At 70.8% G+C, this 26,551-nt stretch carries 23 protein-coding genes; 12 read left to right on the top strand and 11 right to left on the bottom strand.

Going from position 1 to position 26,551, the window contains the following annotated elements:
- Positions 1 to 101: 101 nt before the first annotated feature.
- The 9 genes from ACFSKW_RS49205 to ACFSKW_RS49165 all read right to left on the bottom strand — a co-directional run bounded on the left by ACFSKW_RS49205 (position 102) and on the right by ACFSKW_RS49165 (position 9,410).
- Entirely contained in the window at positions 102 to 1,760 is a 1,659-nt protein-coding gene (locus ACFSKW_RS49205) for an FAD-dependent oxidoreductase (protein ID WP_379581775.1), read from the bottom strand.
- An 80-nt stretch (positions 1,761 to 1,840) separates the two neighbouring features.
- Positions 1,841 to 2,428: a GTP-binding protein gene (locus ACFSKW_RS49200; protein ID WP_379581774.1), complete on the bottom strand. Its 588-nt coding sequence runs from the start codon at positions 2,426 to 2,428 to the stop codon at positions 1,841 to 1,843.
- On the bottom strand, positions 2,409 to 2,774 hold the full coding sequence (locus ACFSKW_RS49195) for a DUF742 domain-containing protein (protein ID WP_379581981.1): 366 nt from the start codon (positions 2,772 to 2,774) through the stop codon (positions 2,409 to 2,411). Before ACFSKW_RS49195 ends, ACFSKW_RS49200 begins: the two co-directional genes overlap by 20 nt.
- Entirely contained in the window at positions 2,774 to 3,199 is a 426-nt protein-coding gene (locus ACFSKW_RS49190; protein ID WP_379581772.1) for a roadblock/LC7 domain-containing protein, read from the bottom strand. Before ACFSKW_RS49190 ends, ACFSKW_RS49195 begins: the two co-directional genes overlap by 1 nt.
- The gene (locus ACFSKW_RS49185; RefSeq protein WP_379581771.1) at positions 3,196 to 5,532 is read right to left on the bottom strand and encodes a sensor histidine kinase; all 2,337 of its coding nucleotides are present in this window, start codon (positions 5,530 to 5,532) and stop codon (positions 3,196 to 3,198) included. The genes ACFSKW_RS49190 and ACFSKW_RS49185 overlap by 4 nt, the downstream gene beginning before the upstream one ends.
- 231 nt (positions 5,533 to 5,763) lie before the next feature.
- The gene (locus ACFSKW_RS49180; RefSeq protein WP_379581768.1) at positions 5,764 to 6,351 is read right to left on the bottom strand and encodes a GTP-binding protein; all 588 of its coding nucleotides are present in this window, start codon (positions 6,349 to 6,351) and stop codon (positions 5,764 to 5,766) included.
- Positions 6,332 to 6,646: a DUF742 domain-containing protein gene (locus ACFSKW_RS49175; protein WP_379581766.1), complete on the bottom strand. Its 315-nt coding sequence runs from the start codon at positions 6,644 to 6,646 to the stop codon at positions 6,332 to 6,334. Before ACFSKW_RS49175 ends, ACFSKW_RS49180 begins: the two co-directional genes overlap by 20 nt.
- A gap of 59 nt (positions 6,647 to 6,705) precedes the next feature.
- Positions 6,706 to 7,125 carry a roadblock/LC7 domain-containing protein gene (locus ACFSKW_RS49170; RefSeq protein ID WP_379581764.1) on the bottom strand — a complete coding sequence of 140 codons (420 nt, stop codon included), beginning with the start codon at positions 7,123 to 7,125 and terminating at the stop codon, positions 6,706 to 6,708.
- Positions 7,122 to 9,410 (bottom strand): sensor histidine kinase, encoded by a 2,289-nt coding sequence (locus ACFSKW_RS49165; RefSeq protein WP_379581762.1) that lies wholly within the window; start codon positions 9,408 to 9,410, stop codon positions 7,122 to 7,124. The genes ACFSKW_RS49170 and ACFSKW_RS49165 overlap by 4 nt, the downstream gene beginning before the upstream one ends.
- A gap of 202 nt (positions 9,411 to 9,612) precedes the next feature.
- On the opposite strand from ACFSKW_RS49165, the gene ACFSKW_RS49160 reads away from it, so the two are divergent.
- The gene (locus ACFSKW_RS49160; RefSeq protein WP_379581760.1) at positions 9,613 to 10,647 is read left to right on the top strand and encodes a terpene synthase family protein; all 1,035 of its coding nucleotides are present in this window, start codon (positions 9,613 to 9,615) and stop codon (positions 10,645 to 10,647) included.
- Positions 10,648 to 10,678: 31 nt separating this feature from the next.
- Here the strand turns inward: ACFSKW_RS49160 and ACFSKW_RS49155 are convergent, their stop codons facing one another.
- Complete coding sequence (locus ACFSKW_RS49155) at positions 10,679 to 12,046, bottom strand: cytochrome P450 (protein WP_379581757.1); 1,368 nt, start codon at positions 12,044 to 12,046, stop codon at positions 10,679 to 10,681.
- Between the two features lie 226 nt (positions 12,047 to 12,272).
- On the opposite strand from ACFSKW_RS49155, the gene ACFSKW_RS49150 reads away from it, so the two are divergent.
- From ACFSKW_RS49150 to ACFSKW_RS49130, 5 genes are all read left to right on the top strand, one after another.
- Entirely contained in the window at positions 12,273 to 12,698 is a 426-nt protein-coding gene (locus ACFSKW_RS49150; protein ID WP_379581755.1) for a DUF3592 domain-containing protein, read from the top strand.
- A gap of 365 nt (positions 12,699 to 13,063) precedes the next feature.
- Complete coding sequence (locus ACFSKW_RS49145) at positions 13,064 to 13,864, top strand: DeoR/GlpR family DNA-binding transcription regulator (RefSeq protein ID WP_379581753.1); 801 nt, start codon at positions 13,064 to 13,066, stop codon at positions 13,862 to 13,864.
- 28 nt (positions 13,865 to 13,892) lie between these two features.
- The gene (locus tag ACFSKW_RS49140; RefSeq protein WP_379581751.1) at positions 13,893 to 14,291 is read left to right on the top strand and encodes a hypothetical protein; all 399 of its coding nucleotides are present in this window, start codon (positions 13,893 to 13,895) and stop codon (positions 14,289 to 14,291) included.
- A 5-nt stretch (positions 14,292 to 14,296) separates the two neighbouring features.
- Entirely contained in the window at positions 14,297 to 14,656 is a 360-nt protein-coding gene (locus ACFSKW_RS49135; protein WP_379581749.1) for a PLP-dependent aminotransferase family protein, read from the top strand.
- A gap of 5 nt (positions 14,657 to 14,661) precedes the next feature.
- Positions 14,662 to 15,039: an ACT domain-containing protein gene (locus tag ACFSKW_RS49130; protein ID WP_379581748.1), complete on the top strand. Its 378-nt coding sequence runs from the start codon at positions 14,662 to 14,664 to the stop codon at positions 15,037 to 15,039.
- 64 nt (positions 15,040 to 15,103) lie between these two features.
- On the opposite strand, the gene ACFSKW_RS49125 is transcribed toward ACFSKW_RS49130, so the two are convergent.
- Positions 15,104 to 15,889, bottom strand: coding sequence for a DeoR/GlpR family DNA-binding transcription regulator (locus tag ACFSKW_RS49125; protein ID WP_379581746.1), 786 nt, complete (start codon positions 15,887 to 15,889; stop codon positions 15,104 to 15,106).
- A gap of 161 nt (positions 15,890 to 16,050) precedes the next feature.
- Between ACFSKW_RS49125 and ACFSKW_RS49120 the strand changes: the two genes are divergently transcribed.
- From ACFSKW_RS49120 to ACFSKW_RS49095, 6 genes are read left to right on the top strand one after another with little or no spacing between them, the layout of a single operon-like run.
- The gene (locus tag ACFSKW_RS49120; RefSeq protein WP_379581745.1) at positions 16,051 to 18,579 is read left to right on the top strand and encodes a glycoside hydrolase family 78 protein; all 2,529 of its coding nucleotides are present in this window, start codon (positions 16,051 to 16,053) and stop codon (positions 18,577 to 18,579) included.
- The gene (locus ACFSKW_RS49115; RefSeq protein WP_379581743.1) at positions 18,576 to 19,874 is read left to right on the top strand and encodes an extracellular solute-binding protein; all 1,299 of its coding nucleotides are present in this window, start codon (positions 18,576 to 18,578) and stop codon (positions 19,872 to 19,874) included. Before ACFSKW_RS49120 ends, ACFSKW_RS49115 begins: the two co-directional genes overlap by 4 nt.
- Positions 19,871 to 20,740, top strand: coding sequence for a carbohydrate ABC transporter permease (locus tag ACFSKW_RS49110; protein WP_379581741.1), 870 nt, complete (start codon positions 19,871 to 19,873; stop codon positions 20,738 to 20,740). The genes ACFSKW_RS49115 and ACFSKW_RS49110 overlap by 4 nt, the downstream gene beginning before the upstream one ends.
- On the top strand, positions 20,737 to 21,549 hold the full coding sequence (locus tag ACFSKW_RS49105; protein ID WP_379581739.1) for a carbohydrate ABC transporter permease: 813 nt from the start codon (positions 20,737 to 20,739) through the stop codon (positions 21,547 to 21,549). Before ACFSKW_RS49110 ends, ACFSKW_RS49105 begins: the two co-directional genes overlap by 4 nt.
- Complete coding sequence (locus tag ACFSKW_RS49100) at positions 21,546 to 25,112, top strand: hypothetical protein (RefSeq protein WP_379581737.1); 3,567 nt, start codon at positions 21,546 to 21,548, stop codon at positions 25,110 to 25,112. Before ACFSKW_RS49105 ends, ACFSKW_RS49100 begins: the two co-directional genes overlap by 4 nt.
- Positions 25,109 to 26,494 carry an arabinose isomerase gene (locus ACFSKW_RS49095; protein ID WP_379581735.1) on the top strand — a complete coding sequence of 462 codons (1,386 nt, stop codon included), beginning with the start codon at positions 25,109 to 25,111 and terminating at the stop codon, positions 26,492 to 26,494. The genes ACFSKW_RS49100 and ACFSKW_RS49095 overlap by 4 nt, the downstream gene beginning before the upstream one ends.
- Positions 26,495 to 26,551: the final 57 nt, after the last annotated feature.

Raw genomic sequence — 26,551 nt, 5'->3', positions numbered from 1 at the left:
CGAGCGCCGCCGCCGCCGAGATCGACGCCCTGCCCCCTTCCTTCTGGAACCGTCCCTGACCGACCGGGGCAGAGGACGATCCGGTGGTGCGGAAGGGCCCGTCAGGCGGGGAGGCGGCGGACCTTGACCACGGTGTCCGTACGGCCGGCCGGACGCCCGTCCGGTCCGGTCTGGATCCGCTCGTGCTCCCCGCACACCAGCACCTCCCACTGCCCGTCGGCGAGCTCGAGCGACGACAACACCTCGTCGGCTGAGGGAAGCCGCAGGTCGGAATGCGGATGCCGCGGCCCGGCGTCCGCGTGTCCGACGACCAGCAGCACCCCGCCGGGCGCGACCGCACCGGCCGCCGCCCGCAGGATCCGCTCCCGCGGCATGTCCGAATACGAGTGCAGGAAGTGCGTGGACACCAGGTCGTAGGCGCCGTCAGGGAACGTCTCACCGAGGTCGTGCCGTTCCCACTCCACCAGGTCGGCGACGCCCGCGACGGCGGCCTCGGCCGCGGCGCGGTCGAGGGCGACACCGGAGATGTCGACGCCGGTGACCCGCCAACCCCGCTGAGCCAGCCAGATGGCGTCAGCTCCTTCTCCGCAGCCGAGGTCGAGCGCCCGTCCCGGCCGCGTGCCGGTGACTTCACGCACGAGGATGGCGTTGGGGTTCCCGCTCCACACCCTGGAGCTCTGTCCGTAGCGGGCGTCCCAGAACGCCTCATCGGGCATACGGCGGGCCTGGGCGACGACGGCCTTGTGCGTCTCCTCGGCGATCAGGTCGGCGTTGATCGCCGCGCCCGCCTTGACGCCCGCGGCCGCCGCGCCGATGACCTGGTCGGCGAGGGCGGTGACGTTGCCCGCCACCCACACACCCGGTACCGCGGTCGCTCCCGAGGGATCGGCGACGATGCGGCTGCCGACCACGTGCCCGTCCATCTCCTGGTCGGCCGTCTCGAGCCCCAGGCCGGGAAGGACACCGGCGGTGAGGCGGGGGGCCACCACGAGCGCCTGGCAGGGGACCACGCCGCCGTCGGCCAGCCGTACCCCTGTGAGCGCGTCGTCCTTCACCTCCAGCTCCGCCACCTGCCCGGCCACCACGGTGATGCCGCGTGCGGACAGCCGCTCGTCCTTGTCCAGCCCTTCGCTCGTGTGCAGGAACAGCGTCACGTCCGTGCTCCACTGCCGCCACAGCAGCGCGTGGTGGACGGCCAGCGGCCCTGTGGCGAGGATGCCGATCCGCTGGTCGCGCACCTCCCAGCCATGGCAGTAGGGGCAGTGCAGCACGTCCCGCCCGAACCGCTCGGCGACGCCCGGCACGTCGGGCAGCTCGTCGACCAGGCCGGTGGTCAGCAGCAGGCGCCTGGCCGCGACAGAGGACCCGTCGTCGAGCGTGACGCGGAATCCGCCGGCCTCGACGCGCTCGGCGGCCACGGCGGTGGCGTTCACGAACTCGCCGCCGTAGCTCGATACCTCCGCGCGACCCTCGGCAAGCAGCCGTGCGGGAGGCATGCCATCGCGGGTCAGATAGGCGTGGACGTGACCGGCGGGCGCGTTACGCGGCCGGCCGGCGTCGATCACCAGGACCGAGCGTCGAGCCCTGGCCAGCGTCAGCGCGCCGCTCAACCCTGCCGCGCCACCACCGACCACGACGATGTCATGCTGCCGCTCGGCACCCGCCGCCGAGCTCCCACCCATCCCCGAGCCCATCTCCACGCCCGAGCCTGCGTCCCTCGGGTCCGAGCCTGTTCCGTTGTGTTCCGTGTGCGTTGCCATATGGTTGCCTCCGTTCACCGGAGAGCATGCGTCAACGGTTCACGGGACAGCAAACTTCGTTGCCGGAACGGCAACAGCCGTCACGAGGTGGAGTGCAGCAGGCGGCGCTGGAGGGCGTGGTCGATCAGGCCGATGAGCATGTCGCGGCTGGAACCCTTGTCGCGGGCATCGCACAGCAGGATGGGGATGACCGGGTCGAGCTGGAGCGCCACCCTGATCTCCTCCACTTCGAACAGGTCGGCCCCCTCGAAGCAGTTGACCGCCACGATGAAGGGCGTGCTGCGCCGTTCGAAGTAGTCGACGGCCGCGAAGCAGTCGGCCAGCCTGCGGGTGTCGGCCAGGACGACCGCGCCGAGCGCGCCCAGCGCCAGCTCGTCCCAGAGGAACCAGAAACGCTCCTGCCCGGGGGTGCCGAACAGGTAGAGCACGTAGTCGGTGCTCAGCGTGATGCGCCCGAAGTCCATCGCCACGGTGGTGGAGCGCTTGGTGGAGACGCCTGAGATGTCGTCCACGCCGACGCCGCGTTCGGTGAGCAGTTCCTCGGTGCGCAGTGTCCGCGTCTCGGAGACGGCGCTGACCATGGTGGTCTTGCCCGCCCCGAAACCGCCCGCGATCAGGATCTTGACCGCGTTGGGCATGCGGCGCCGTTCAGAGAGAGCGAAGACCATCGAGTACCGCCTTGTAGACCCGCGGGTCATGGATGTCGGTGTCGGGGTGGGGGTGCTGCACGTCGATCAGGTCGTGCGCCAGGAGGTCACCGAGCAGGACGCAGACCGTGCCCGGCGGGAGGTCCAGGTGGGAGGCCAGTTCGGCCACCGCGATCGGAGCCCTGGACAGACGCAGGATCGCCGCGTGTTCGGGGTCGAGCCCCAGAGCGGGGCGTTCGGCCACCGCGACCGCCTGGGTGATCAGGTTGAAGGCCCCGCGGACCGGCTGGGTGCGCCCCCTGGTGATCACGAAGGGGCGCAGCAGACTCGGGTCGACCTCCTGCTCGGGCGCGCCGGAACGAGTCATCAAGCGACCTCACCTTCTCCCAGGTCGGTGCCGTTGGCGGACGTGAGGCGGTCGTTCGTGGACAGGTGATGGCCGACCTTCGCGATGAGCATCTCCATCTCGTAGGCCACGAGGCCGAGGTCGGCGCCGTGGGTGGTGAGCGCGGCCAGGCGGGCACCGTGACCGGCGACCGTCACCCGCAGGATCAGCTCCTGCCATTCCACGAGGGTCTGCTTGACCTGGCCGCCGTCGGCGTAGTCGGTGGCGGCCTTGGCGAGGCTCTGCAGGCTGGCGGCGACGGCCGACAGCCGGGTGGCGTCTTCGGGATCCAGTCCGTCGGAGGCGGCGAGCACGAGCCCGTCGCTGCTCAGGACGATCGCGTGTGAAATGTCGGAGACCCGTGTGATCATGTCGTTGAGCAGCCAGTTCAGCTGGGCCGTAGTCATGTCGGCTCCTGATCGCCGTAGGGGTCGCGACCGCCGAGCAGGCGCTCGGCGGCGGCGCGGCCGCGGACGGTTCCCCGCTGGAGGGCCGCCAAGCGGATGCGCAGATCGTCCTCGTCGTCCACGATCCCGGGAACGGGTTCGTCGGGCCGCGCGTCGGCGGCGGAGGAGGCGGGCTGGTCGCGCAGTTCGGGAACGATGCTGGTTTGGGGCACGCGCAGGGGGAGACCTCCCGGGGTGAAGAGCGGCTGGTCGCTGGTCTGGGTCGGTACGGGAGCCGCCATCGGCGTCGACGCGGGGACCCGGATGGAGGGAGCCGCCACCGGCGCGGAGAGCGGACCCGACGGTGCTGTGGGGGGAGCCGACGGGATCGGAGCGGTGGGGGTCGTCCGGCGGCGGGTGGGCAGGGCCGGGGGTGCCTGCTCGCCCGGCGTGGGCGCGGCCTCCCCGCGCGTAGGCGGCTCCGGAGGAACGACCGGCGTGAAGAGGTCGCTCCGCTCGGGCTCACGCAGCAGCGCGAGTGGCACCAGGACCACCGCGGCGACCCCGCCGTACGGCGAGGCCTTCAGCGTCACCAGGATGTCGTGCCGGGCAGCGAGCCTGCTGACGACGTAGAAGCCGAGCCGAGCCGCCGTACCGGTGGCCTTGAACTCCGGCGGGTCGGCGATCTGCCTGTTGGCCTCGGCCAGGTCGGCGGAGGACATGCCGAGTCCGCGGTCCTCGATCTCCAGCGCGTACCCGTTGGCCACGTGCTGCCCGCCCACCGTGACCGTGGTGTTGGGCGGGGAGAAGGAGACGGCGTTGTCGATGAGTTCGGCGAGCAGGTGGGTGAGGTCGCCGACGGCCTCGCCGAGCAGGTGGCTGTCGTCGAGCGGGGTGATCGAGACCCTGCGGTAGTCCTCGACCTCGGCCAGCGCGCCGCGGGCCACGTCGATGAGCGGGACCGAGCGCCGCCATGTTCTGGCGGGTGTCGCCCCGGCCAGCACGAGCAGGTTCTCGGCCGCGCGCCTGGTCCTGACGACGAGGTGGTCCAGCGCGTACAGGTCGGTCAGTTCCTCGGGGGTGGTGGCGCGGCGCTGCATGACGTCGAGAGCGTCGAGTTGCCGCTTGACCAGCCCCTGGGTACGGCGGGCGAGGCTGGTCAGGATGTTGCGCGTGTTCAGCCGCAGCTCCGCCTGCTCGACGGAGACCCTGATCGCGGTCTCCTGCACGGAGTTGAAGGCGCGGGCCACCTCGCCGATCTCGTCAGGGCCGAACGCCAGCGGCGGTGCCTCCTCGGCCAGGTCGACGGCCTGTCCATGGCTGACCCGCTCGACCACGCCGGGCAGCCGGCGCTCGGCCAGGTCCAGCGCCGCCGCGCGCAGGCGGTTCAGCTGGGCCAGCAGCGCCCTGGTGGTGGTGACCGCGAGCACGATCGAGGTCACGACGGCCACCAGCCCGAGTCCGCCGGCGATCAGGAGGCGGATGAGCACGCCGGCCGCGACGGGTCCCGCCCGGTCGACCAGGCGGTCACCGCCCGTCTGGATCACCGTGTTCAGGCCGGACAGCGCGCCGTCGGCGGCGGGCCGCCACTGCTGCGGAGTGATCGGGGCGCTTCCCGTGAGGGCGTCGGTGGCCATGGTCTGCTCCAGCATGCGCAGCCGGGCCGCCGAAGGGCCCGCATGCCAGTCACGGAAGGCACGCTGGTCCTCCGCGGGCAGTTCGGAGGCGGCCTGCTCCATGACGTAGGTGGCGATGGTGCTCGCCCTGGTGACGTCGGCCCGGTCGTCCCCGGTGAAGCCGCCGCTGGCGAGGATGCCGCTGACGAGCGCGTCCTCGCGTGACATGAGCTCGCGTGCCTTGCTCATCGTCGCGAGCGCTCTGCCGTTCTGGGCGAGGGCCTCGTCGCCGAGGGCGGACAGCGCCGCGCCGTACATGTCGTAGAAACTGTCGGCGAGCTCGTCGTAGGCGGCCTGCGCCTGCCGGCGGTTCCGCTGTCCGGTGTCGATGAGCCTGCGCAGCTCGGGCAGGGTGGCGACCCGTCGCAGCACCTCATCGGCGCGGACGCTGAGGGCGTCGGCCGTGGCCCCCTGGGCGATGGCGGCGCGGGCGGACTCGTCGAACGCCTGCCGGAGCCGCTCGTTCTCCTCGCGCTGGGCGCGCAGCTGGGGATCGGCGGCCGATCCCGAGCCGAGGGCGGTCATGGTGAGACGCCGCTCGCGCTGCAGACCCCACAGCAGGGGCTCGCTGGGCTGGACGATGTCGGCGTCGATCGTGCTGGCCCACAGCAGGCTGACGCCGTCCGAGACGGTGACCCATGCGCTGAATCCCCAGAGGGCGACCAGGGAGACGAGCATCGCGACGATCTTGCTACGGACCCGGGTTGCCCGCCATCGCCGGTGTTCGCCGTGGTCGCCCGAGGCCCCGTCAGGGCCGCGAGATAACCGCGTTTGTCGCACACCAGGGGAATGTGGCACTCGGCACACCCTAGCGATCAGACAAATATCGCTCAAGATCTTCTGTTGATTGTGTCAGGTCGCCTCGGGTTAGGGGTGTCCGCAATCCCGCGTGACGGCCAGGGGCGCAGGTCAGCCGCCGACCGGCGCCGCCCGCAGCTCGGCCGAATGCCTCACCAGCGTGATCAGCACATCCCGGCTCGACTTCCGCTTCCTGGCGTCGCACATGACGATCGGGATGGACGGGCTGAGCTGGAGCGCCAGCCGTACCTCGTCGAGTTCGTAGGTGGGCGCCCCCTCGAAGGTGTTCACCGCCACCACGAACGGCGTGCCCCGCCGTTCGAAGTAGTCGATCGAGGGGAAGCAGTCGGCCAGGCGCCGGGTGTCGGCGAGGACGACGGCGCCGAGCGAGCCCTCGGCCAGTTCGTCCCAGACGAACCAGAACCGCTCCTGGCCCGGCGTGCCGAACAGGTAGAGCACGTACTGCTGGTCGAGCGTGATGCGGCCGAAGTCCATGGCGACGGTGGTGGTGCGCTTGTCCGTCACCCCCGAGATGTCGTCCACACCGACGCCGCGGTCGGTGAGGACCTCCTCGGTCCGCAACGGCCTGGTCTCGGAGACCGCACCGACCATGGTGGTCTTGCCCGCGCCGAAGCCACCCGCGATCAAGATCTTGATCGCGGTCGGCAGTCGCGGGCGATCAGAGCGCGCGAAGACCATCGAGCACCGCCTTATACATGTTCGCGTCGTTCATGTCCGCCTCGAATTGCGGTTCCTGCGCGGAGACGAGATTCCGGTCGTACAGGTCTCCCAGGAGCACGCGGATCGTGCCAACGGGAAGGTCCAGGTCCGCGGCGATCTCAGCCACGGACTTCGGTTCGCGGCACAGCCGCAGGATCGACAGGTGTTCGGGATCGAGCCCGGCGTCGGGACCGGGCGAGGGACCCATGGTGACCGCCATGGAGATCAGGTCGAACTTGCCGGTGGCGGGCCGTGTTCGCCCGCGGGTCACCACGTAGGGTCTGATGATCTCCGGGTCGACCCAATGATCGTCGGCGGACCCGCCAGGTGAGCTCACTGGTCGCTCCCCGCGAGCGTCTCGACGGTGCGCGCCGCCGACGTGAGGTAAGGGCCGACGCGGGCGACGAGCATGGCCATCTCGTAGGCGACCAGCCCGATGTCGGCCGTCTGGGCGCAGAGCACGGCCAGGCAGGCCCGCTCGCCTGCGACGCTGACGATGAGGAACCCTGACTTCCACTCCACCACCGTCTGCCGGACCGCGCCGCCGCTCACATGCTCGGCCACACCCCTGGCCAGGCTCTGCAGTCCGGAGGCCACGGCCGACAGGTGCTCGCCGTCGGTGCGCTGCAGCGCCGCCGAGGAGGCCATCAGCAGCCCGTCAGAGGAGAGCACGATGGCGTGTTCGGTGTCGGCCACCCGGTTGACCAGATCGTCGAGCAGCCAGTTCAGATCCGGGCTCGCACTCGGTGTCACGCGTCGTCTCCAGACTGCTGGTCCTGTATGAGCTTGGCCGCCGCGGACCTGCCGAGCCGGTTACCCGACTGCAGAGATCCCATCATCGCGCGGATCTCTTCCGGTGAGCGCTCGTCATCGTTCTCTTCATTGCTGGGCGCGGCGGCGGGAGCCTGGTCGCGCAGGGGTGGAGCGAGGTTGGCCTGAGGCACCCGCAGCGGCAGTCCGGACGGGGTGCGTCCGGTCGGCGCCGCTTCCGCGGACGGGCGCTCCTCCGGCGCCTCGACGTCGGCGACGGGCGGGGCCATACGCAGCGGTGACGCCGCTGTGAGCGTGGTGGGGCGCGTCGCGGGACGCGCGGCGGCACGCGCGACGGGACGCTCGGCCGGTCCTGCCGCCGCGGTCGCCGCGGGTTGCCTGCGCGGCAGGCTCGTCGGCGGTTCGTCCTCGGGCGTCGCGGCGTTGGCGTCCATCTCGACGAGCTCCTGCGGGAGCATCACGATGACCGTGGTCCCACCGTACGGCGAGGACCTCAGCACCACCTGGATCCCATGGCGCTCGGCCAGCCGGCTGACCACGAAGAGCCCCAGGCGCGCGGTGGTGCCCGTGATGCGGAACTCGGGCGGGTTGGCGATGCGCTCGTTGGCGGCGGCCAGGTCCTCGGGCTTCAGCCCGAGACCGCGGTCCTCGATCTCCACGACGTACCCGTTGGCCACGAGCTGCCCGCTGACCTGGACGTTGGTGTAGGGCGGGGAGAAGGAGACGGCGTTCTCGATCAGCTCGGCGAGCAGGTGGATGACGTCACCGACGGCCCGGCCCACCAGCACGACGTCGCCCATCGGCATGAGCGAGACCCGTGTGTAGTCCTCGACCTCGGCCAGCGCGCCGCGAACGACGTCGACCATCGGCACCGAGCGGCGCCAGGTACGACCAGGGGACGCGCCGGAGAGCACCATGAGGTTCTCGGCGTTGCGCCGCATGCGGATGGCCAGGTGGTCCAGCCGGAAGAGCTCCTCCAGCTCGACGGGGTCGGTCTCGCGCCGCTCCATCACGTCCAGCACGCTGAGCTGCCGGTGGACCAGTCCCTGGGTCCTGCGGGCCAGGCTGATGAGGATGTCGCGGATGCTCTGCCGCAGGGCGGCCTGCTCGGCGGCGATCCTGATCGCGGTCTCCTGCACCGTGTTGAACGCCTGGCCGACCTGGCCGATCTCGTCGGCGCCGAACTGCAGGGGCGGCGCCTCCACGGCGACGTCGACGTGCTCGCCGTGGCCGATCCGCTCGACCACCCTCGGCAGCCGTTCGTCGGAGAGCTCGTGCGCCGCGTCACGCAGCTTCTGCAACTGAGCGAACAGCGCGCGGGCCGTGGTGACGGACAGGATGATCGACGCGATGACCGCGATGAGCCCGAGGCCGCCGGCCAGGATCAGCCGTACGATGACGCCGGCCGCGACGGGCGTCGCACGCTCGACCACGCGGTCACCCGCGCCGAGCACCATGGTGTTGAAGTCGGAAAGTGCGCTCTCGGTCGCGGACTGCCACTGCGCGGCGCTGAAGGGAATCATGTCGACGACGCCGCCGTGCTGGGCGAGCATGGTCTCGAGACTGCTCAGCCGGGTGAACGCCGGGCCATCGATCAGCTTGTCGTAGGCGGCCCTGTCGGCGTCCGGCAGATCGGCCGCGGCCTGGTCGGCGACGACGCGCCACGCGCCCGAGATCCTGGCGAACTGGGAATGCTCTTCGGCGCTCAACCGTCCTTCGGCGAGCGCTCCGGCCAGCAGCGCGTCCTCCGTGGCCATGAGCTCTCGCGCTCGGCTGAGGGCCATGAGGGTGCGGGCGTCCTTGGCGAGGGTCTTGTCGTCGAGCGTCGCCATCGAGCCGTACATCCGGTAGAACGAGTCGGTGATGTCGGCGTAGGCCTGGCTTGCCTTGATCCGGCTCATGCGCCCCGCGTCGACCGCCTCCCGGATCTTGGCGAGGCCGTCGAGTTTCCCGAACAGCTCGGCCAGTCGCTTCTCGCCGTCGTCGTCGGCGGCCCAGGAGACGATGCCCGCACGTGCCGACTCGTCGAAAGCGGCTCTGGTCCGATCGGCGCGCTGTCGCTGTTTCTTCAGCTCGTCGCGGGTTCGTGTGGAGCCCTCTCCCAACTGGATCATCGAGGCTCTGCGTTCGGCCTGAAGCTCGACGAGGAGCGGCTCACTCGGCCCGACCACGCTGCTGTCGAGTTGCGCCACCCAGAGGAGGTTGACACCCTCACGGAGCGTGACCCAGGCCGCGAATGCCCACAGCGCTGTCAGGGAGAGAAGCAAAGCCGTGATCTTGGTCCGCAGACGTGAATTGCGGGGGCGCATGATACCTACTCTGCGAAGTCAATTGATTGCATACCGGCGCTGGCAACCCGGGAACTTTAGCAAGGATCATGATCGTCGCTCAAGTGACTACGGGGTTTTCCGACCTGTCATCCCGCTATGTCACCATCGTAGGTAAGATCACGAACGGTATAGTCATCGCGTGAGTGGTCCCAGCCCTGAGGCGTACTTCGGTATCCGCAACGATCTCGCCGACCGCTTGCTCAAGGGGTCGCATCAGCTGGCCGGTGTCCCGAGCCAGGATCGCGGCGCCGTCCTGCGGGCCGCGCTGGACGCGGTTCCCGAGGCCGCCGCACTCCTGCGCCCCTACCCCGTACTGTTCGCCGACGGCGAGAGCTCGGCCAGCAGGCTCGCTTTCAGCTGCCTGTCGGCCGCGGCCACGTTCCCGCGCGCGCGGCGTGACCAGATCGCGGACCTCGGAGCGCTGACCGCGATCCTGTTCGGCGTCGACGACATCGCCGACAGCATCGCGGGGGAATGGTCCGAACACGGCTTCGAGGCGTTCTTCGCCGAGCTTCCCGCCATCCTGTCCGGCGCCACCGACGCGGACCCATCCGACGGCCCCGCGGGGCAGATCCTGGCCGCGTGGACCGCGTGGTGCGCCCGGTTCCACGGATACGCCGGCGCTCCGGTCCACGCGCCGAACCTGGCACGGCAGCTGGAGTCCGCGAGCAGCGCGATGGCCCGCGAACGCGCGTGGACCGCGGGACGGCAGGCGTGGCCGTCATACGACGACTACCTCGCGAACGGGATGCTCACCATCCTGTATCACACCTGGTGGTCGGCCGCTCTGGCCATCTGCGGCCCCGTCCCCGCCGGCATGGCGCACTGGACGTCGATCGAGCAGGCCACGCATCTGGGCGCCTCGTGCCTGCGGCTGGCCAACGACATCAGGACCTTCGAGCGGGAGAAGGTCGAGGGCAAGCCCAACTCCGTGAGCATCCTGCAGCGCGCGGGGATGAGCGCGGAGGCGGCGGTCCTGCGGATCTCGGCGCACATCGACGAACTCGAGGCGGCCTTCCAGACCGAACTGGGGAAACTGCCGGCCGAGCTGACGGGGATCGCGGTGGGGCATCGCAACAGCGTGGCGTTCAACGGCCGCTGGTACATGGCGAGGGACACCCACGCATACACCGTTCGGGAGCTGGCCGACGACGTGGACGGTCACGAGGGCTAGCGGCCACGGGCGGGTGTTCGCCCGCCGACGCCTACCGGTTGCGGTCGATCGGCAGCAACTTCAGCAAGAGCTTCTCCTTGGGTCGTACCGATGCGCCCGGCACGGGGGTGAGCCGCTGCGGGTTTGTCAGCACCGGCCGGTACCTGCTGAGCAGGTTGGCGATCACCAAAGGGGCTTCGAGGTAGAACAGATGCTGGCCAAGGCAGACGTGCGGGCCCGCGCCGAACGGAATGAAGGAGTAGCGGTGGCGGCGGTCGGTCCTCTCGGGCGCCCAGCGCTCAGGGTCGAACTCGAGCGGCCGGTCCCAGAACTCGGCGAGCCGGTGCGTCGTGTACGGGCTGACCAGCACCTGCGAGCCGGCCTTGATCGGGACGCCGCCGATCTCGGTGTCCGCCACCGTCTGACGAGGGATGATCCAGGCCGACGGGTAGACGCGCAACAGCTCCTGCAGGACCATGCGCAGATATCTGAGCTTCGCGACATGCGCGGGCCGGACAGGACCCTCGCCGACCACCTCGTCGATCTCCTCCAGCAGCCTGGCGTTCACGTCGGGGTGGTCGTGCAGCACGGACCACAGCCAGGTCAGCGACATCGCCGTGGTCTCCGAGGCGGCGCCGTAGATGCTGACCAGGTCGTCGCGGACCTGCCGCAGGTCCGCCTCGCCGTCCTGTGCGATCCTCGCCCCGATCAGTGCCGAGACCACTTCGTTGGTGCCGGTGTTCTCTTTACGGGCCCTTTCGATCAGGGGGTAGACGATCTCGTCGATCTTCTTCGCGGCGGCGAGGAAGGCCCGGTCTCCTGGGACCTTGACGGAGTAGGGCACGAACGGGAACAGCAGCCGGAAGGCGATCGACGTGGCGCAGGTGGCGAACTCGGGCGAAAGGCGCTCGGCGACGTCGCGGGAGATCCGGCCGCCGAAGAGCACCTTGATGACGGCCTGGTTGACGATCGTCGTCATCTGATAGCCGCCGTCGACCGGCCGCCCGGTCCGCGCGTAGTCGTCGAGTTCGAGGATGCACTCGGCGATGATGTCGGCCATGTCTTCGCCCAGCGAGGCGGTGTATCTCGCGGTGAACAGCGGCTGGAGGATTCTCCGGCTGGACTCCCAGCCCTCGCCCTCGCCCAGGATGCTCTGGCCGATCACGCGGCTCAGCGGCCGCCAGAACATCCCCTCGCGCACGAAGTTGGACCAGTCGGTCTTCAGCACCTGCTGGACGTGGTCGGGATGGGAGACCAGATAAGGCCGGAAAGGGCCGATGTCGATCCGGACGACCCGCCCCCCTGCCTCGGTGCCCATCTTGGCCAACTCGGTGACGGGGTCCTTTACCAACCGTGGGATGGCCCGGTAGAAGGGCAGGACACGCGGTCCGGTCACGGTGGTGCCCGTGTCAAGCGACATGGCGACGATCCCCACTTCACGGCTTCAAGCATCATCCGTCAGAAGAGCTCGCTCTCCTGACATGCATAACTCCTTATGCGAAGCATCACATGATCATCCATATCCGATCAAGATGGGACAAGGGGGATAATTCGTTTCACTGGTCTCCCGCCGGACGATCGACGCCCCCGCGGCGACGCCGACCGGCCGATCGACTCCGGTGCACGATCCGCCCGAGAGGTGATCCGTGAGCTATATCGAGACGATCATCGCGCTGGTCGGCCTGCTGGGGCTGGCGCTCGTCGCGGCCGGACTCCGGCGGGCGGTCAGGGACCGGCGGTTCCTGCGGCGCGGGGTGCGCGTGCCCGCCAAGGTGATCGGCAGGCGCCCTCGCACGCAGGCGGGAGGCGGTCAGCGCTGGCTGACGTCGCTGCGCTTCACGACGGTTGACGGCGACGAGGTCACCGCCGACTCGAAGATCACCTATCCACGGCCTTCGCACGAACTCGGTGCGGGGGTGGAGGTGATCTACGACCCGGCGAACCCACGGGAGGTCATGATCGCTGACGGGGCGCGCGGGGCGCTGCGGACCCTCGCAGGACCGCTGCTGATCGGGATGGGCGCCGTGTACGCCGCCGGCGCCGTTGTCGCGCTCCTCGCCATCCGCGCCTGATCGCCGGGACGGCGGTGCGGTCCGGCCCGCTGTCAGTCGCGCCGATGTCGGCGACGAACTCGTCGAGCAGGCGACGGGCGCGGGGTCAGGCACTCGAAGGCGATGACCCCTGCGAGCTCGCCGTCGACGGCCGGGAGGTTCCCGGGGGAAGACGTGGATCCACAGCGGCTCGCCGTCCCGCGCGGGCGCCCGTAGCGGCGACGCCTACACGGCGGTCACCGCGTCGATGTCGACCAGCCCTTCTAGGGCCGCGATCCGGGGGCGTCTCCGGAGCCGGTCGGGCGTCTCGCCGCCATCTCATCCGATCGGGGCGGTTCCGGCCCCACTCATGGTCCGCACACGGAGATGTGCGAATGAACATTTGTATGTTAGAAATAGGGCTCATGGTCGCCAACCGGTTGGACCTGACCCTGCGGCTGGTGCAGGGCTCGGGTCAGGTCTCCGTGTCCGAGCTCTCCCGGCGTCTGGGGGTCTCGGAGATGACCGTGCGCAGAGACCTGGACGCCCTCGAAGCGCAAGGCCTGGTCAGGAGGGTGCACGGAGGCGCCGTCGCCACCCGCTCCCGCGAGGAGGGCGCGGGATTCGCCGCCAGGGAGCCGTGGCAGGCGGCGACGAAGAACCGCCTCGGCGCGGCGACTGCCGCCATGGTCGAGCAGGGGTCGCTGGTGTTGCTGGACGCCGGGACCACGACCGTGCACGTCGCCGAGCACCTGGCCGCGAGGGCGCCGCTGACGGTGGCGGTACTCAGCCTGCAGGCGGCGGCCAGGCTCGCCGACGTGCGGGGAGTCGAGTTGCTGGTCGTCGGTGGCCGGTCCCGCCCGGGGGAGCGGTCCCTCGTCGGGCCGCTGGCCCTGCGCACGCTGGAGTCGCTGGTCTTCGACTGCTTCGTCATGTCGATCGGCGGCGTGCACGCCGAGTACGGCTGGTCGGAGTTCTCGCTGGACGACGCGGCCGTCAAGCAGGTCGGGCTCGCCCAGTCCGCCAAGACGATCGCGGTGGCCGACGCCACCAAGCTCGGCGTCCGCGCGTTCGGCAAGGTCGCCCCTCTGGACGGCGTGGGCACCTTCGTGACCGACTCCGCGGCCGGCGACGCCGGCACCCATCCCAACGGCCCCGAGACCCTGGCGGCCCTGCGCGAGGCAGGCGTCCGCACGGTGCTGGCCTGACCCTACTCGCCTTCAAGGAGCGACATCGATGAACGCGACGCTGATGATCCTCGTCGCCGGGCCGTACCGGTCGGGCACCGGCGACGACCCCGCCAAGCTGGCCGCCAACGTGGAGGCGATGAACAGGGCCGCGCTCGACCTGTTCCGCGCGGGCCACCTGGCCGTCACGGGTGAGGCGCTCGCCCTTCCCCTCCTGGAGACGGCGGGGAGCGCGCGTCCGGGCGACGCGCTGTTCGAGGAGATCTTCCACCCCGTGGCCGAGCGGCTGCTGTCGCGCTGCGACGCGGTCCTGCGCATCGGCGGGCCCTCCGAGGGGGCGGACCGGATGGTGGCGCTGGCGCGGGCCGAGGGCAGGTCCGTCTACACCCGGCTCGACGACGTCCCCGCCGCCGGCCGCCCCGAGACGCGGCCTCAGCCCGGCGGGTGACCCCCGTGCGGCCGCCCTCTCGGCTCCCGCGTCCGCCCTCGCGGCTGTTCGAGCGCAACCGCACCTGCGTGCGCAGGGGCTACGAGCTGTTCTCCGCATGGCTGGAACGCCAGGACGGCAGGCTCACCGCGCTCGCGCCCATGGCCTCGGCGCCGGCGTTCGTGCGCTACGACAGCGACCTGACCTCCGTCGAGGTCGGCGACATGCTCAGGCGGAAGGCGAGTGTTCTGGTCGCGCCCGGCGTGTTCTTCGGACGCGAGGGGTGGTTCAGGATCAACATCGGAATGGACACCGGATACCTGTCACAGGCGCTCGACGCCCTGGCGCCCGTCGTGGCCGGACTACCCAACGCTCTTCAGAGGTGATGGACGTGGAGCTCCGCCTTCTTTCCCGTGAGTACTCCGTCTGCAGGCTGCCGGCCGGATCCACCCCGCCCGCGCCGCCGCCCACGGCCGAACTGTACGGCGTGACCGTCACGGCCGAGGAGGTCTCCGTCGTGTGCGCCGCGGGCGACGAGCCGAGCGAGGCCAGGGTGGAGGGCGGATGGAGTGCGCTGCGGGTGGCGGGCGAGCTGGACTTCTCCCTCGTCGGCATCCTGTCCTCGCTGACCGCGCCGCTGGCCGAGGCAGGCGTGTCGGTGCTCGCGCTGTCCACGTTCGACACCGACTACCTGCTGGTGAGGACCGCCGACCTGCGACGGGCGTCGAAGGCGCTGGAGGCGCGCGGGCACGTGATCACCGGCGGCTGATCCGGCCATGGCGCGCCGGCGCGAACGTTTTTACAAGGCCTAAAGTTAAGTTAACAACATTTCTTCACATCGAGGCCACCTCGACGGTGTGGTGGTGCTCGCGCAGCCGCCGCACGGCCTCCTCGGGTGTGCGCGAGTCGACCACGATGACGTCGAAGTCGTCGAGCGGCGCCACTCTGTGCAGCGCCACCCGCTCGAGCTTGGTGTGGTCGACGGCGAGGACGCGGCGGGCGGCCGCGCCCATCATCGCCCTCTTCACCAGCACGATCTCCTGCTCCTGGTGGAAGGCGTAGCGGCCGGAGATCGCCGAGGTCGACACCACGACGAGGTCGGTGCTCATGGCCTCCACCGCGTCGACGCAGGCCACGCCGAGGAAGGAGTCGTGTGTCGCGTGGTACTCGCCGCCGAGGGCCATGAGGCGAACGCCGGGGGTGCAGGCGAGCAGCTTGATCGCCTCGAGGAAGTTCGTCACCACGGTGAGCGGGGCCACCTCGCCGATGTGCCTGGCCACCGCCAGCGCGGTCGTGGAGTCGTCGAGCATGACCGAGCTGCCAGGCTCGATCAGCCTGACGACGTGCCTGGCGATCGCCTCCTTCTCCGGAAGGTGGGCGGTGAGCCGGTAGGCGATGTTGCTCTCGAAGACGTTCGAGGCCAGCGCGGTCGCGCCGCCGCGGAACTTGCGCACCATCCCCTGCCGCTCGAGCTCGTCGAGATCGCGGTGGACGGTCATCACGCTCACCCCGAACGCCTCGGCGAGCTCCGCCATCGACATCGTGCCCTGGCGCATGACGTGCTCGGCCATCGCCTGGCGCCTGGCCACGCCGCTGTTGACGCGCTGACGCGAACTCACCTGTGCACTCCTGTGGGCGTCGTGGGATCCGATGTGAATATCGCAGAATCGCGCCGCTCCCGGCGTCATGAGCGCCCTTGACACCCGCAGGAGCGGCTCCTACTCTTCCCCGTAATCACAAAATCACATCTGCCGTAGTTAGATTTAACACGGAGGCGACATTGGGCGCCGCATTACCCCACGACCTACGCTGCGACCACCGGACGACGCCTCTGGGCGTGGCGGGCCGGCCGTCGCTGGGCTGGCGGCTGGAGGGCGCCGATCCGATCGCCTACCGGGTCGACGTCGGAGAGGTGTGGTCGAGCGGGCGGATCGAGGATCCGGACGCCATCTGCCATCCGTACGACGGACCCCCGCTCCTGCCCCGCACCCGCTACGCGTGGAGCGTCACGCTCTGGGACGGCACCGGCGCCGCACGCACCGCCGAGTCCTGGTTCGAGACCGGGAACGACGCGTGGACGGCGGCGTGGATCGCTCCCGACCCGCACGCGGTCGAGCATGTGGACCCGCCCACCGAGGGCGAGCGGGCGCTGGCCGCCCACGGCCTGCTGCCGTGCCCGCAACTGCGCAGGAGCTTCGAGATTCCCCGCGCCGTCACGACGGCCCGCCTGTACATCAGCGCCAAGGGCCTCTACCACGCGCTGATCAACGGAAGACGGGTGGGCGACGCCGAGCTCGCCCCCGGCTGGACCGACTACCGCGAACGCCTCCAGTACCAGACCTACGACGTGACGTCGCTGGTCGGCGAGGGTGAGAACGCGCTCGCGGTGACCGTCGCCGACGGGTGGTGGAGCGGCTTCGCCGGGTTCGACCCGCGACAGCCCGGCTACCACTACGGCCGCTTCCCCGAGCTCATCGCCGAACTGCACCTCACGCTCGCCGACGGCTCGACGCGGGTCGTGATGACCGACGGGAGCTGGCGCACCGCCCATGGCCACGTCCGGCACGGCGACCTGCTCAAGGGCGAGTGCCACGACCTGCGGGCGGCCACACCCGGCTGGGACCTGCCCGGCTTCGACGACTCGGCGTGGCGCCCCGTCGTGGTGACGGGCGCCGACCACCACCTGCTCGTGCCGTCGGCGGACGAGCCGGTCAGGGTGCTGCGCGAGCTGGCGCCGGTGTCGGTCACCAGGACCGGGCCCCTTACCCACCTGGTCGACTTCGGGCAGAACCTCGCGGGGCGGGTCCGCCTCGCCGTACCGGCCCAGGAGCCGGGGACCCGCGTCGTCGTCAGGCACGGCGAGAAGCTGGAGAACGACGGCCGGCTGCACACCGCGAACCTGCGCACGGCCGACGCCACGGACATGCTGGTCACGGCGAGCACGGCGGCCTCGTTCGAGCCGCGCTTCACCTACCACGGCTTCCGCTATGCCGAGATCTCCGGGGTGGAGCGCCTCGGTGAGGTGAAGGCGGTGGTCCTGCACAGCGACACCCGGTGGACGGGCACGTTCGAGTGCTCGGACCCGGAGATCAACCGGCTGCACCGCAACATCGAGTGGGGCCAGCGCGGCAACTTCGTCAGCGTCCCGACCGACTGCCCTCAACGCGACGAGCGGCTCGGCTGGATGGCCGACGCGCAGGTGTTCCTGCCGACCGCCTGCCTCAACGCCGACGTGGCCGCCTTCTTCGCCAAGTGGCTGCGGGACGTACGTGACGCGCAGTCGCCCGAAGGCGGTTTCCCCAACGTGGCGCCCCGGCTGACCGGGGTCGCCGAGGAGGGCGCCCCCGGCTGGGCCGACGCGGGCGTGCTGGTGCCGTGGCACCTCTACACCGTGTACGGCGACGCGAGGTTTCTCGACGTCGACTCGATGGCCGCGTGGGTCGACTTCGTGCTGCGACACAATCCCGGCCTGATCTGGCGGGAGAAGACGGGACCGCACTACGCCGACTGGCTCGCCCCCGGCCCCGCGACCCCGCGCGAGGTGGTGGCCACCGCCTTCTTCCACCGAAGCGCGTACCTGACCGCCAGGGCGGCACAGGTGCGGGGCAGGTACGGCGAGGCCGACAGATTCCACAGCCTCGCATCCGACATCCGCACGGCCTTTATTAAAACGTTCGTAGACCCGCGGGGAGCGGTCATGGGCGACACCCAGACCGGCTACCTGCTCGCGCTCGCCTTCGACCTGCTGCCCGCCGCGCTCGCCCGCAGGGCCGCGGAACGGCTGGCCGAACTGGTGGAGGAGAACGGCCCACAGGCCGGATTCCTCGGCGTGAACCTGCTCTGCCCCGTCCTGTCGGCCACCGGCCGCCCGGACCTCGCGCACGCGCTGCTCCGCCGTACCGACCCGCCGTCCTGGCTCCACCAGGTGCGCAACGGCGCCACGACGGTGTGGGAGCGCTGGGACGGCGAGGGGGCGCCGTCCATGAACTCCTTCAACCACTACGCGTTCGGCTCTGTCGGGGAGTGGCTGTACACCGGCGTCGCCGGGATCGCCCAGGCCCCCGACTCGGTGGCCTACCGGGAGCTGGTGATCAGGCCACTCCCGGGAGACCTGAGCTGGGCGCGGGCCTCCTACGAATCCGCGCGGGGGCGGATCGCCGTCTCATGGGAGCGCGCCGACGAGGACTTCCGCCTGTCGGTGACCGTCCCGCCCGGCGCCTCGGCGACCGTGCACCTGCCCGATGGCCGGGTCCATCGGGTGACCTCGGGGGACCACCACTTCGCATCAGTCCGAGGAGAAGACTCATGACCGATCTGCGTCACGCCAGGATGAGCCGCGGCCAGTTCTTCCGCATGATGGGCGGCCTCGCGGTGGCGGCCGCGGCGACCGCGTGCTCGACCAAACCGCAGAGCACCTCCGCCACAGGAGCCGCCGCCGCGGTCGACCTGAAGTTCGTGGGAGTGGCCGACCAGAAGGCGCCGATGGACGAGCTGGTCGCGGCCTACCAGAAGGTGAAGCCGGGGGTACGGCTCACCGCGTCGTACGCGCCGACCGACCAGGTGCAGACCTCGCTGCGCACCCAGCTCGGCGCGGGCAACGCCCCCGACCTGCACGTCGTGTATCCGGGCAACGGCAGCGCCATGTCGATGTCGCAGATCGCGGGGGCGGGGCTGCTGGCCGACCTGTCCGCCCAGGCGTGGACCGCCACGATCCCCACCGGCTTCAAACCCGCCCTCCAGGTCGAGGGCAAGACCATGATGTTCTCGGCCGGCTCCTCGGTCATCGGGGCGATCTACAACAAGAAGGTCTTCGAGAAGGCCGGCGTCGACGCGCCCCCCACCACCTGGACCGAGTTCCTGACGCTCTGCGACAAGCTCAAGAAGTCGGGAGTCGCGCCGATCGCGCTCGGCGCCCAGACGCCGTGGGTCACGCAGCTCATCACCTACGCGCTGGTGCCCTCGACCGTGTACGCCAAGGACCCCTCCTTCGACGACAAGCAGCTCGCCGGGCAGACCACGTTCGCCGAGTCGGGCTGGCGCGCGGCCATGGAGATGTACATGGAGCTGAGCGAGCGCGGGTTCTTCAACGACAAGCCGAACGGCACCACCTTCGAGCAGCAGATCTCGATGGTGGCATCGGGTAAGGCGGGCATGGCGATCCAGGTCTCGGCCGTCCTGCCCGACTTCCGCAAGGCGACCTCCAGCCCCGACGACCTGTCCATGTTCCCCGTGCCCGGCGCCGACAGCGCCGACCAGGTGTGGATCCCCGCCGGAGTCGTGGTCGGCCTCGGGGCGGGGGCCAAGGGGAAGAACGTCGAGGAGGCCAAGGCGTTCGTCGACTTCCTCGGCAGGCAGGACAGCATCAACCGCTGGGCCAAGGCGATCTCGGCCATCCCGCTCACCCAGGACGGCGGCTCGACGATCGACCCCGCGGTGCGGTCCTTCCTGCCGTTCACCAAGGACAGGGCGGTGCCCTTCATGGACCAGCGCTGGCCCAACGCCGAGGTGCAGCCGGTCCACTTCGCGGTCGTCCAGGAACTGCTCGCCGGCAAGGCGACGATCGACGAGGCGCTGAAGAAGATGGACGAGGCATACCAGAAGTGATCAAGCGATTCTCCGCACTCTCCCCCTCCTGGCTGTTCGCCGCGCCCGCGCTGCTGGTCTACGCCGTCGTCGTGCTCTACCCGAGCGCCGCAGGCGTGGTCTACGCCTTCACCGACTGGAGCGGCATCGGCGAGGGCATGTCCTTCGTCGGCCTGGCCAACTTCCAGGCGATCCTGGACGACGAGCAGGCCATGGGCTCGCTCGGCAACACGCTGCTGCTCACGCTCGCGATCGTGATGGTGCAGAACGGCGTCGGCCTGCTCCTCGCCCTCGGCGTGCACGCCAGGCTGAAGAGCAGGACGCTGCTCCGAGTGATCTTCTTCGCGCCCGTCGTCGTCAGCCCCGTCATGGTCGCGTTCCTGTGGAAGTACGTCTACAACCCCGACCCGTCGGCGGGGCTCAACGGCCTGCTCGGCCTGGAGGTCGACTGGCTCGGCGACCCCGCGGTCGCGCTGTGGTCGATCGCGGGCATGGTCGTGTGGCAGTACGCCGGCTACTCCATGGTCATCTTCCTGGCCGGGCTGGAGGGCATTCCCGCCGAGCTGCACGAGGCGGCCATGATCGACGGCGCGGGCACGCTGCAGCGCTTCAGGTACGTGACCTGGCCGCTGCTCGCGCCCGCGCTGACGATCAACCTGATGCTCTCGACCATCGGCGGGCTCAAGCTGTTCGACCAGGTCTTCGCCGCGACCAACGGCGGGCCTGGCTACGCCACCGAGACCCTGTCGACCGTGCTGTACAAGCAGGCGTTCGTGTTCGGGAAGTTCGGCTACAGCACGGCGATCGCGCTGGTGCTCGCCCTGTTCGTGGCCGCCGTCTCCCTCGTCCAGATCTCCTACCTGCGCTCCAGGGAGGTGGCCCAGTGAGGAGGACCTTCCTGCTCGAGATCGTGATGATCGCCGCCGCCGTGGCGTTCCTCTTCCCCGTCTACGCCCTGGTCACGCTGTCGCTCAAGGACCCGTCGCAGCTCTCACGGAGCCCGCTGGCCCTGCCCGACCCGCCGACCGCCGCGAACTTCGCCAAGGCCTGGTCGGCCGCCGCGCTCGGCTCCTCGCTGGTGAACAGCACGGTGATCACCGTGGTCAGCCTGGTCGCGCTCATCGGGCTCGGCTCGTTCGCCGCCTACTTCCTGGCCAGGGCGAAGAGCCGCCTGGGCTACGGGCTCTACGTCCTGTTCCTCCTGGGCATCGTGCTGCCGTTCCAGCTCGGCATGATCCCGCTGTACCGGCTGGTCACCGACCTCGGGTTGATCGGCACCCACGCCGGGATGATCCTCTTCTACACCGGCATCCAGTTGCCGTTCACGGTGTTCCTCTACACCGGGTTCATCCGCGCCCTGCCCCGCGAGTACGCCAGCGCCGCCCAGATCGACGGCGCCTCGCACCTGACCGCGTTCACCAGGGTGGTCTTCCCGCTGCTGCGGCCGATCACAGGAACGGTGCTGATCCTCAACGCGGTCTTCATCTGGAACGACTTCTTCACCCCGCTGCTCTACCTCGGCGGCTCCGGCTTCGAGACCGTCCCCGTCAGCGTGTTCGCCTTCGTCGGGCAGTACGTCTCCGACTACGGCCTCGTCTTCGCGGGACTGGTCATGGGCGCGCTGCCGATCGTGCTGGTGTTCCTCGCGCTCCAGCGCTACGTGATCAAGGGCTTCTCCTCGGGACTCAAGGGATGAACCTCTTCGACGTGCTCAGGGAGCCGCCGCGCAGCCATTCGCCGGCCGCGATCTGGTGGTGGAGCGGCGAGCCCCTGCGCCGCGACCGGCTGCGCTGGCAGATGCGGCGCCTGGTCGACGGCGGGGTGCACCACCTGGTCGTGCTCAACCTCGCCCCCTCGGGCCCGCTGTTCGGCGCCGACGCCGACGACCCGCCGTTCCTGTCCGAGGAGTGGTGGGAGCTGTTCGACGGCGTCTGCGAGGACGCCCTGGAGCTGGGCGCCTTCCTGTGGTTCTACGACCAGCTCGGCTTCTCGGGCGCGGACCTGCAGGCCCGCCTGGTGCAGGAGCACCCCGAGTTCGCCGGTCAGTGGCTGGCCGCCGACGGCACGGTGACCACGCGCGGCTTCGACTACCTGTCCCGTACGGCATGCGAGGTGCTGCTGGACCGTGTCCACGGCGAGTTCGAGCGGCGGCTCGGCCACTGGTTCGGCCGCGTGATCGTCGGATCCTTCCAGGACGAGCTGCCGTCGATGCCCACCTGGTCGGGCGCCTTCGCCGCGGAGTTCCGCGCCCGCAGGGGCCAGGAGTTCCGCCTGGAGGACCCCGACTGGCACGCCTACCACCGGACCAGGGCGGAGCTGGCCGAGGAGGCGTTCTTCAGGCCGCTTGCCGAGTGGCACGCCAAGCACGGGCTCCTCAACGGGTGCGACCAGCAGGACCCCGCCAGGGCGGGCCACCCCGTCGAGGGGGTCGAGCTGTACGCCGACTACACGCGCACGCATCGGTGGTTCAGCGCGCCGGGCTCCGACCATCACGGCGACGCCCGGCTGCACTCCTCCCTCGCCCACCTGTACGGCAGGCCGCGCACCTGGATCGAGGCGTTCCACTCCAGCGGCTGGGGCGGCACCCTCGAGGAGACCCTCGACTGGCTGCTTCCCTGGCTGCGGGCGGGCGCGAACCTCTACAACCCGCACGCGGTCTACTACACGACGAAGGCCGGGTGGTGGGAGTGGGCGCCGCCCTCGACCGACTGGCGGCAGCCGTACTGGAGGCACCACCGGGTCTTCGCCGACGCGGTCACCCGCATGTGCGCGGCGCTCTCGCTCGGACGGCACGTGTGCGACATCGCGGTCCTGTTCCCCACGACGACCGCGCAGGCGGGCACGCCGCTGCCCGGCGGCTCGGCGGGGGAGCGGCAGGACGCGGCCGTGCGCGCCCAGCGCGTGTACCGGCGGCTGGTCGGGGACATGGCGTGGTTCGGGACCGTGCCAGGGGTGCTGGACCGGCTGTGCCTGGACGCCGACGTCATCGACGAGGACTCGGTCGAGCGGGCCGTGGCCGAGGACGGGCGGCTGGCCGTGTCCGGCGAGGCCTACCGCGTCGTCATCCTGCCCGCGGTCACGGAGCTGGACGAGCAAACCGCCGGACGACTGGCCGCCTTCGTCGACGGCGGAGGGCTGCTGGTCGCGGTGGGCGCCCTGCCCCGCTCCCCGGTTCTCCGCGCCCGATTCTCCGAGGATCCCGCCGCCCGCCCCGCGCAGAAGGGACGGGCGCGGTTCGTGGCGTCCGAGGACGAGCTCGGCGCGGCACTCGCCGGGTTCGAACCCCAGGTGGAGGCCGAGGTGCCGCCCCTGGTGCGCGAGGTGGACGGGGTCACGCTCGTCTTCCTGACCGCAGCGTTCCCCAGGGCGAGCAGAATCGCGGTGGGGCGGCCGGAGGAACGGGGCGTCGAGCTCGGCTGGCTGGACGCCACGATCGACTTCGACCCCCGCCGCTATCGCGACCGGACGAGGGTCAAGGTCCGCGGGGTGAGCGGGACCCCGCTGCTGGCCGGCCCGTTCGGAGGAGAGCCGCGCGCGCTGCCGTACACGACCGTGGACGGCGCCGTGGAGGTGGTCGTCCCCTTCGACGAGGGGCCCGCGGCGATGCTGCTGTTCACCGGCGAGGACCTGCCGGTCGCGCCGCCGCGCGAGCCGTACCCGCACGAGGTGGATCTCGGCGGCGACTGGGCGGTCGAGCTCGTGCCGACCATGGACGACACATGGGGCGACTTCGCCACGTCGGCCACGGTCGAGCGCTGGACGCTCACGACCCCCGAGGGCGAGCCCGTGCACGCGACGTTCGGCCCGCACGGCGAGCAGCGGACCGGCGACGGCTCAGGGCTCGACTGGCGGCCGTCGATCTGGTCGGAGTCCAGGGGGCTGCGCAAGGACCCCATCCACCGCGACACCCTCGGGCCCAAGGGGCACGTGCCCGAGGAGTTCATCGACTTCGGCCGGGTGGCGGCAGGGCAGAGCGGCTGGTTCCGCACCCTGCTCGCCGTGCCGCCCGCGGCACGGGACGTCTGGCTGGTCGTGGGCGCGGCGGCGGCGAAGACCGTCTGGCTGGACGGAGTGGAGCTGCCGCTCGACGACGCCGGCCACCTCGCGGTCGGCCCGCTTCCCCCTGCGGGCGGCGAGCGTCTGCTGGAAGTGCGGCTAGTCCCTGACGAGGACCTCGGCCTGCGCGCGCACGTGTCCGTCACCGCCGATCCCGCCCGCGTGCGCAGGCCCGAATGGATCGTGGGGCCGGTCCTGGAGACCGTCGTGGAGTCCACGGGAGAGGCCGCGGGAGGCGTCCTTCAGGTCGCCTCCACCGCGCCGTGCCTGGTCCTGGTCAACGGGCGGGAGGCCGGCCGCCAGGGCGGGTTCGACCCCTACGCCGAGGCCGACATCCCCAGGGTGCGCCGCTACGACCTGCGCCCGCTGCTGCGCCCAGGACCGAACACGATCCGGCTGGAGTGCGCGGGCGCGGTCCTGGCCGACGGCCTGGCCGTCTCTGGCCCCGGCTGGACCGGACCCGGCGGCGGCGAAGGCCCGCTGGTACGGCGGCGCCAGCACGGCGACCCCGCCGCCCTGCACCTGCGCCCCCGGCAGCACCCGCTCCCCGGAGCGGGCTGGATCGACGGGCGGGACACCGCCCTGCCCGCCGTCTTCGCCGCTCCGGGGAGCCGCAGGCCCAGGGAGGAGCGGTTCGTCGTGGACATCCCGCCCGGCGCCGTCCGGGTCGACGCCGACACCCACGGGCCCGCGCGGATCCTCGTCGACGGCGTGGAGAAGGACCTGCCCGCAGCTCTGGACGGCTCGGCGCGCAGCGCCGAGCTCCGCGTCGCCGCCCGGCCGGGCTTCGAGGGCGGCGGCGCGCTGGCGGGACCGGTCAGGTTCGACTGCGGTCCTGGCCGGATGACGCTCGGCGCGTGGGAGTCGTACGGCCTGGCGGACTACAGCGGCGGCGTCCGCTACACGACCACCGTCCGCTCGACCTCGCCCACGCCCGCCGTCCTCGACCTCGGCGGGGTACGGGGCACCGCCGAGGTCACCGTCGACGGCGTGGCCGCCGGCGTGCGGATCTGCGCGCCGTACACCTTCGACCTGAGCCTGACCCGCGGAGAGAACAGGATCGAGATCCTGGTGCTCGGCACCCTCGCGCCCTACCTCGACGCCGTCAGTCCGACCCACTTCGTCTTCCCCGGTCAGCGGGTGACCGGCCTGTTCGGGCCGGTCACCCTCCGCACCGCCCATCCCCTGGAGGAACCAGCATGAGAATCGGACTCGTCGCGGGCGGCCTGGGCGCCTACTGGCCCCAGTTCCCCGACCTGCTGCCCCAGCTGAAGCGTTCGGCCGCGCGTGTCGCCGAACGGATGAACGGGTTCGGCTGCGAGGTCGTCGACGTCGGGTTCATCTCCGACGCGCAGGAGGGCGCCGCCGCCGCCGAGCGGCTGCGCGCGGCCGGATGCGACCTGATCGTGGGCTTCCTCACCACGTACATGACCGCCACCATGCTGCTTCCCGTGGCCCAGCGCAGCGGCGCGCCCGTCCTGCTGATCAACCTGCAGCCCACCGAGGCGATGGACCACGACACCTTCGACACGGGTCAGTGGCTGGCCTACTGCGGCGCCTGCCCGCTGCCCGAGATGGCCAACACCTTCATCCGCGCGGGCATCCCGTTCCGCTCGGTGTCGGGCTACCTGGAGGACGAGCGGGCATGGGCGCGTATCGAGCGCTGGGTGAGGGCGGCGGGGGTGCGCGCCGCGCTCCGGCACGGCAGGCACGGGCTGATGGGGCACCTCTACCCCGGCATGCTGGACGTCTCGACCGACCTGACGCTGGTGCCCGCCAACTTCGGAGGGCACGTGGAGGTGCTCGAGTTCGACGACCTGAGAGTGCGCGTGGACAAGGTCACCGACGGCGAGGCGGCGGACAGGAGACGCGAGGTCGCGGAGCTCTTCGACGTGGACGCCTCCATCGCGGACGAGGACTTCGACTGGGCCGCGCGGGTCTCGATCGGGCTGGACCGCCTGGTGTCCGACTTCGGGCTGGACAGTCTCGCCTACTACCACCGCGGGCTGGAGGGCGAGATCCACGAGCGGCTGGGCGCGGGGATGATCCTGGGCGCCTCCCTGCTGACCGCGCGCGGCGTGCCCGCTGCAGGCGAGTATGAGCTGCGCACCTCGCTGGCCATGCTGATCATGGACAGGATGGGCGCCGGAGGCTCGTTCACCGAGCTGCAGGCGCTGGACTTCCTGCGCGGCCACGTCGAGATGGGCCATGACGGCCCCGCGAACCTGGCGATCAGCTCGCGGCGGCCCCTGCTGCGCGGCCTCGGCGTCTACCACGGCAAGCGCGGCTGGGGCGTGTCGGTGGAGTTCGACGTCACGCACGGCCCCGTGACCGCCTTCGGCCTGCTCCAGCGGCGCGACGGGCGGTTCGGGTTCGTCGCCGCCGAGGGCACGACGGTGGACGGTCCGCACCTGAAGATCGGCAACACGACCTCAAGGGTGGACTTCGGCCGTGACCCCGGCGAATGGACCGACGCCTGGAGCGCGACGGGGATCTCGCACCACTGGGCGCTGGGGACCGGGCACCGTGTCGAGGACCTGCGGGCCGTCGCAGATCTGCTCGAGATCGACCTCGTCGTCGTGTAGTGCCGTCAGCTCCGCGTTCGCGCTCGTGATCGATCGGTGCGTGGCCGGTGCGTGGCA

It is taken from the genome of Nonomuraea mangrovi (assembly GCF_042681425.1).
In the GTDB taxonomy this organism is placed as follows: Bacteria; Actinomycetota; Actinomycetes; order Streptosporangiales; family Streptosporangiaceae; genus Nonomuraea; species Nonomuraea mangrovi.
This window is presented reverse-complemented; position numbering and strand designations above follow the sequence as displayed.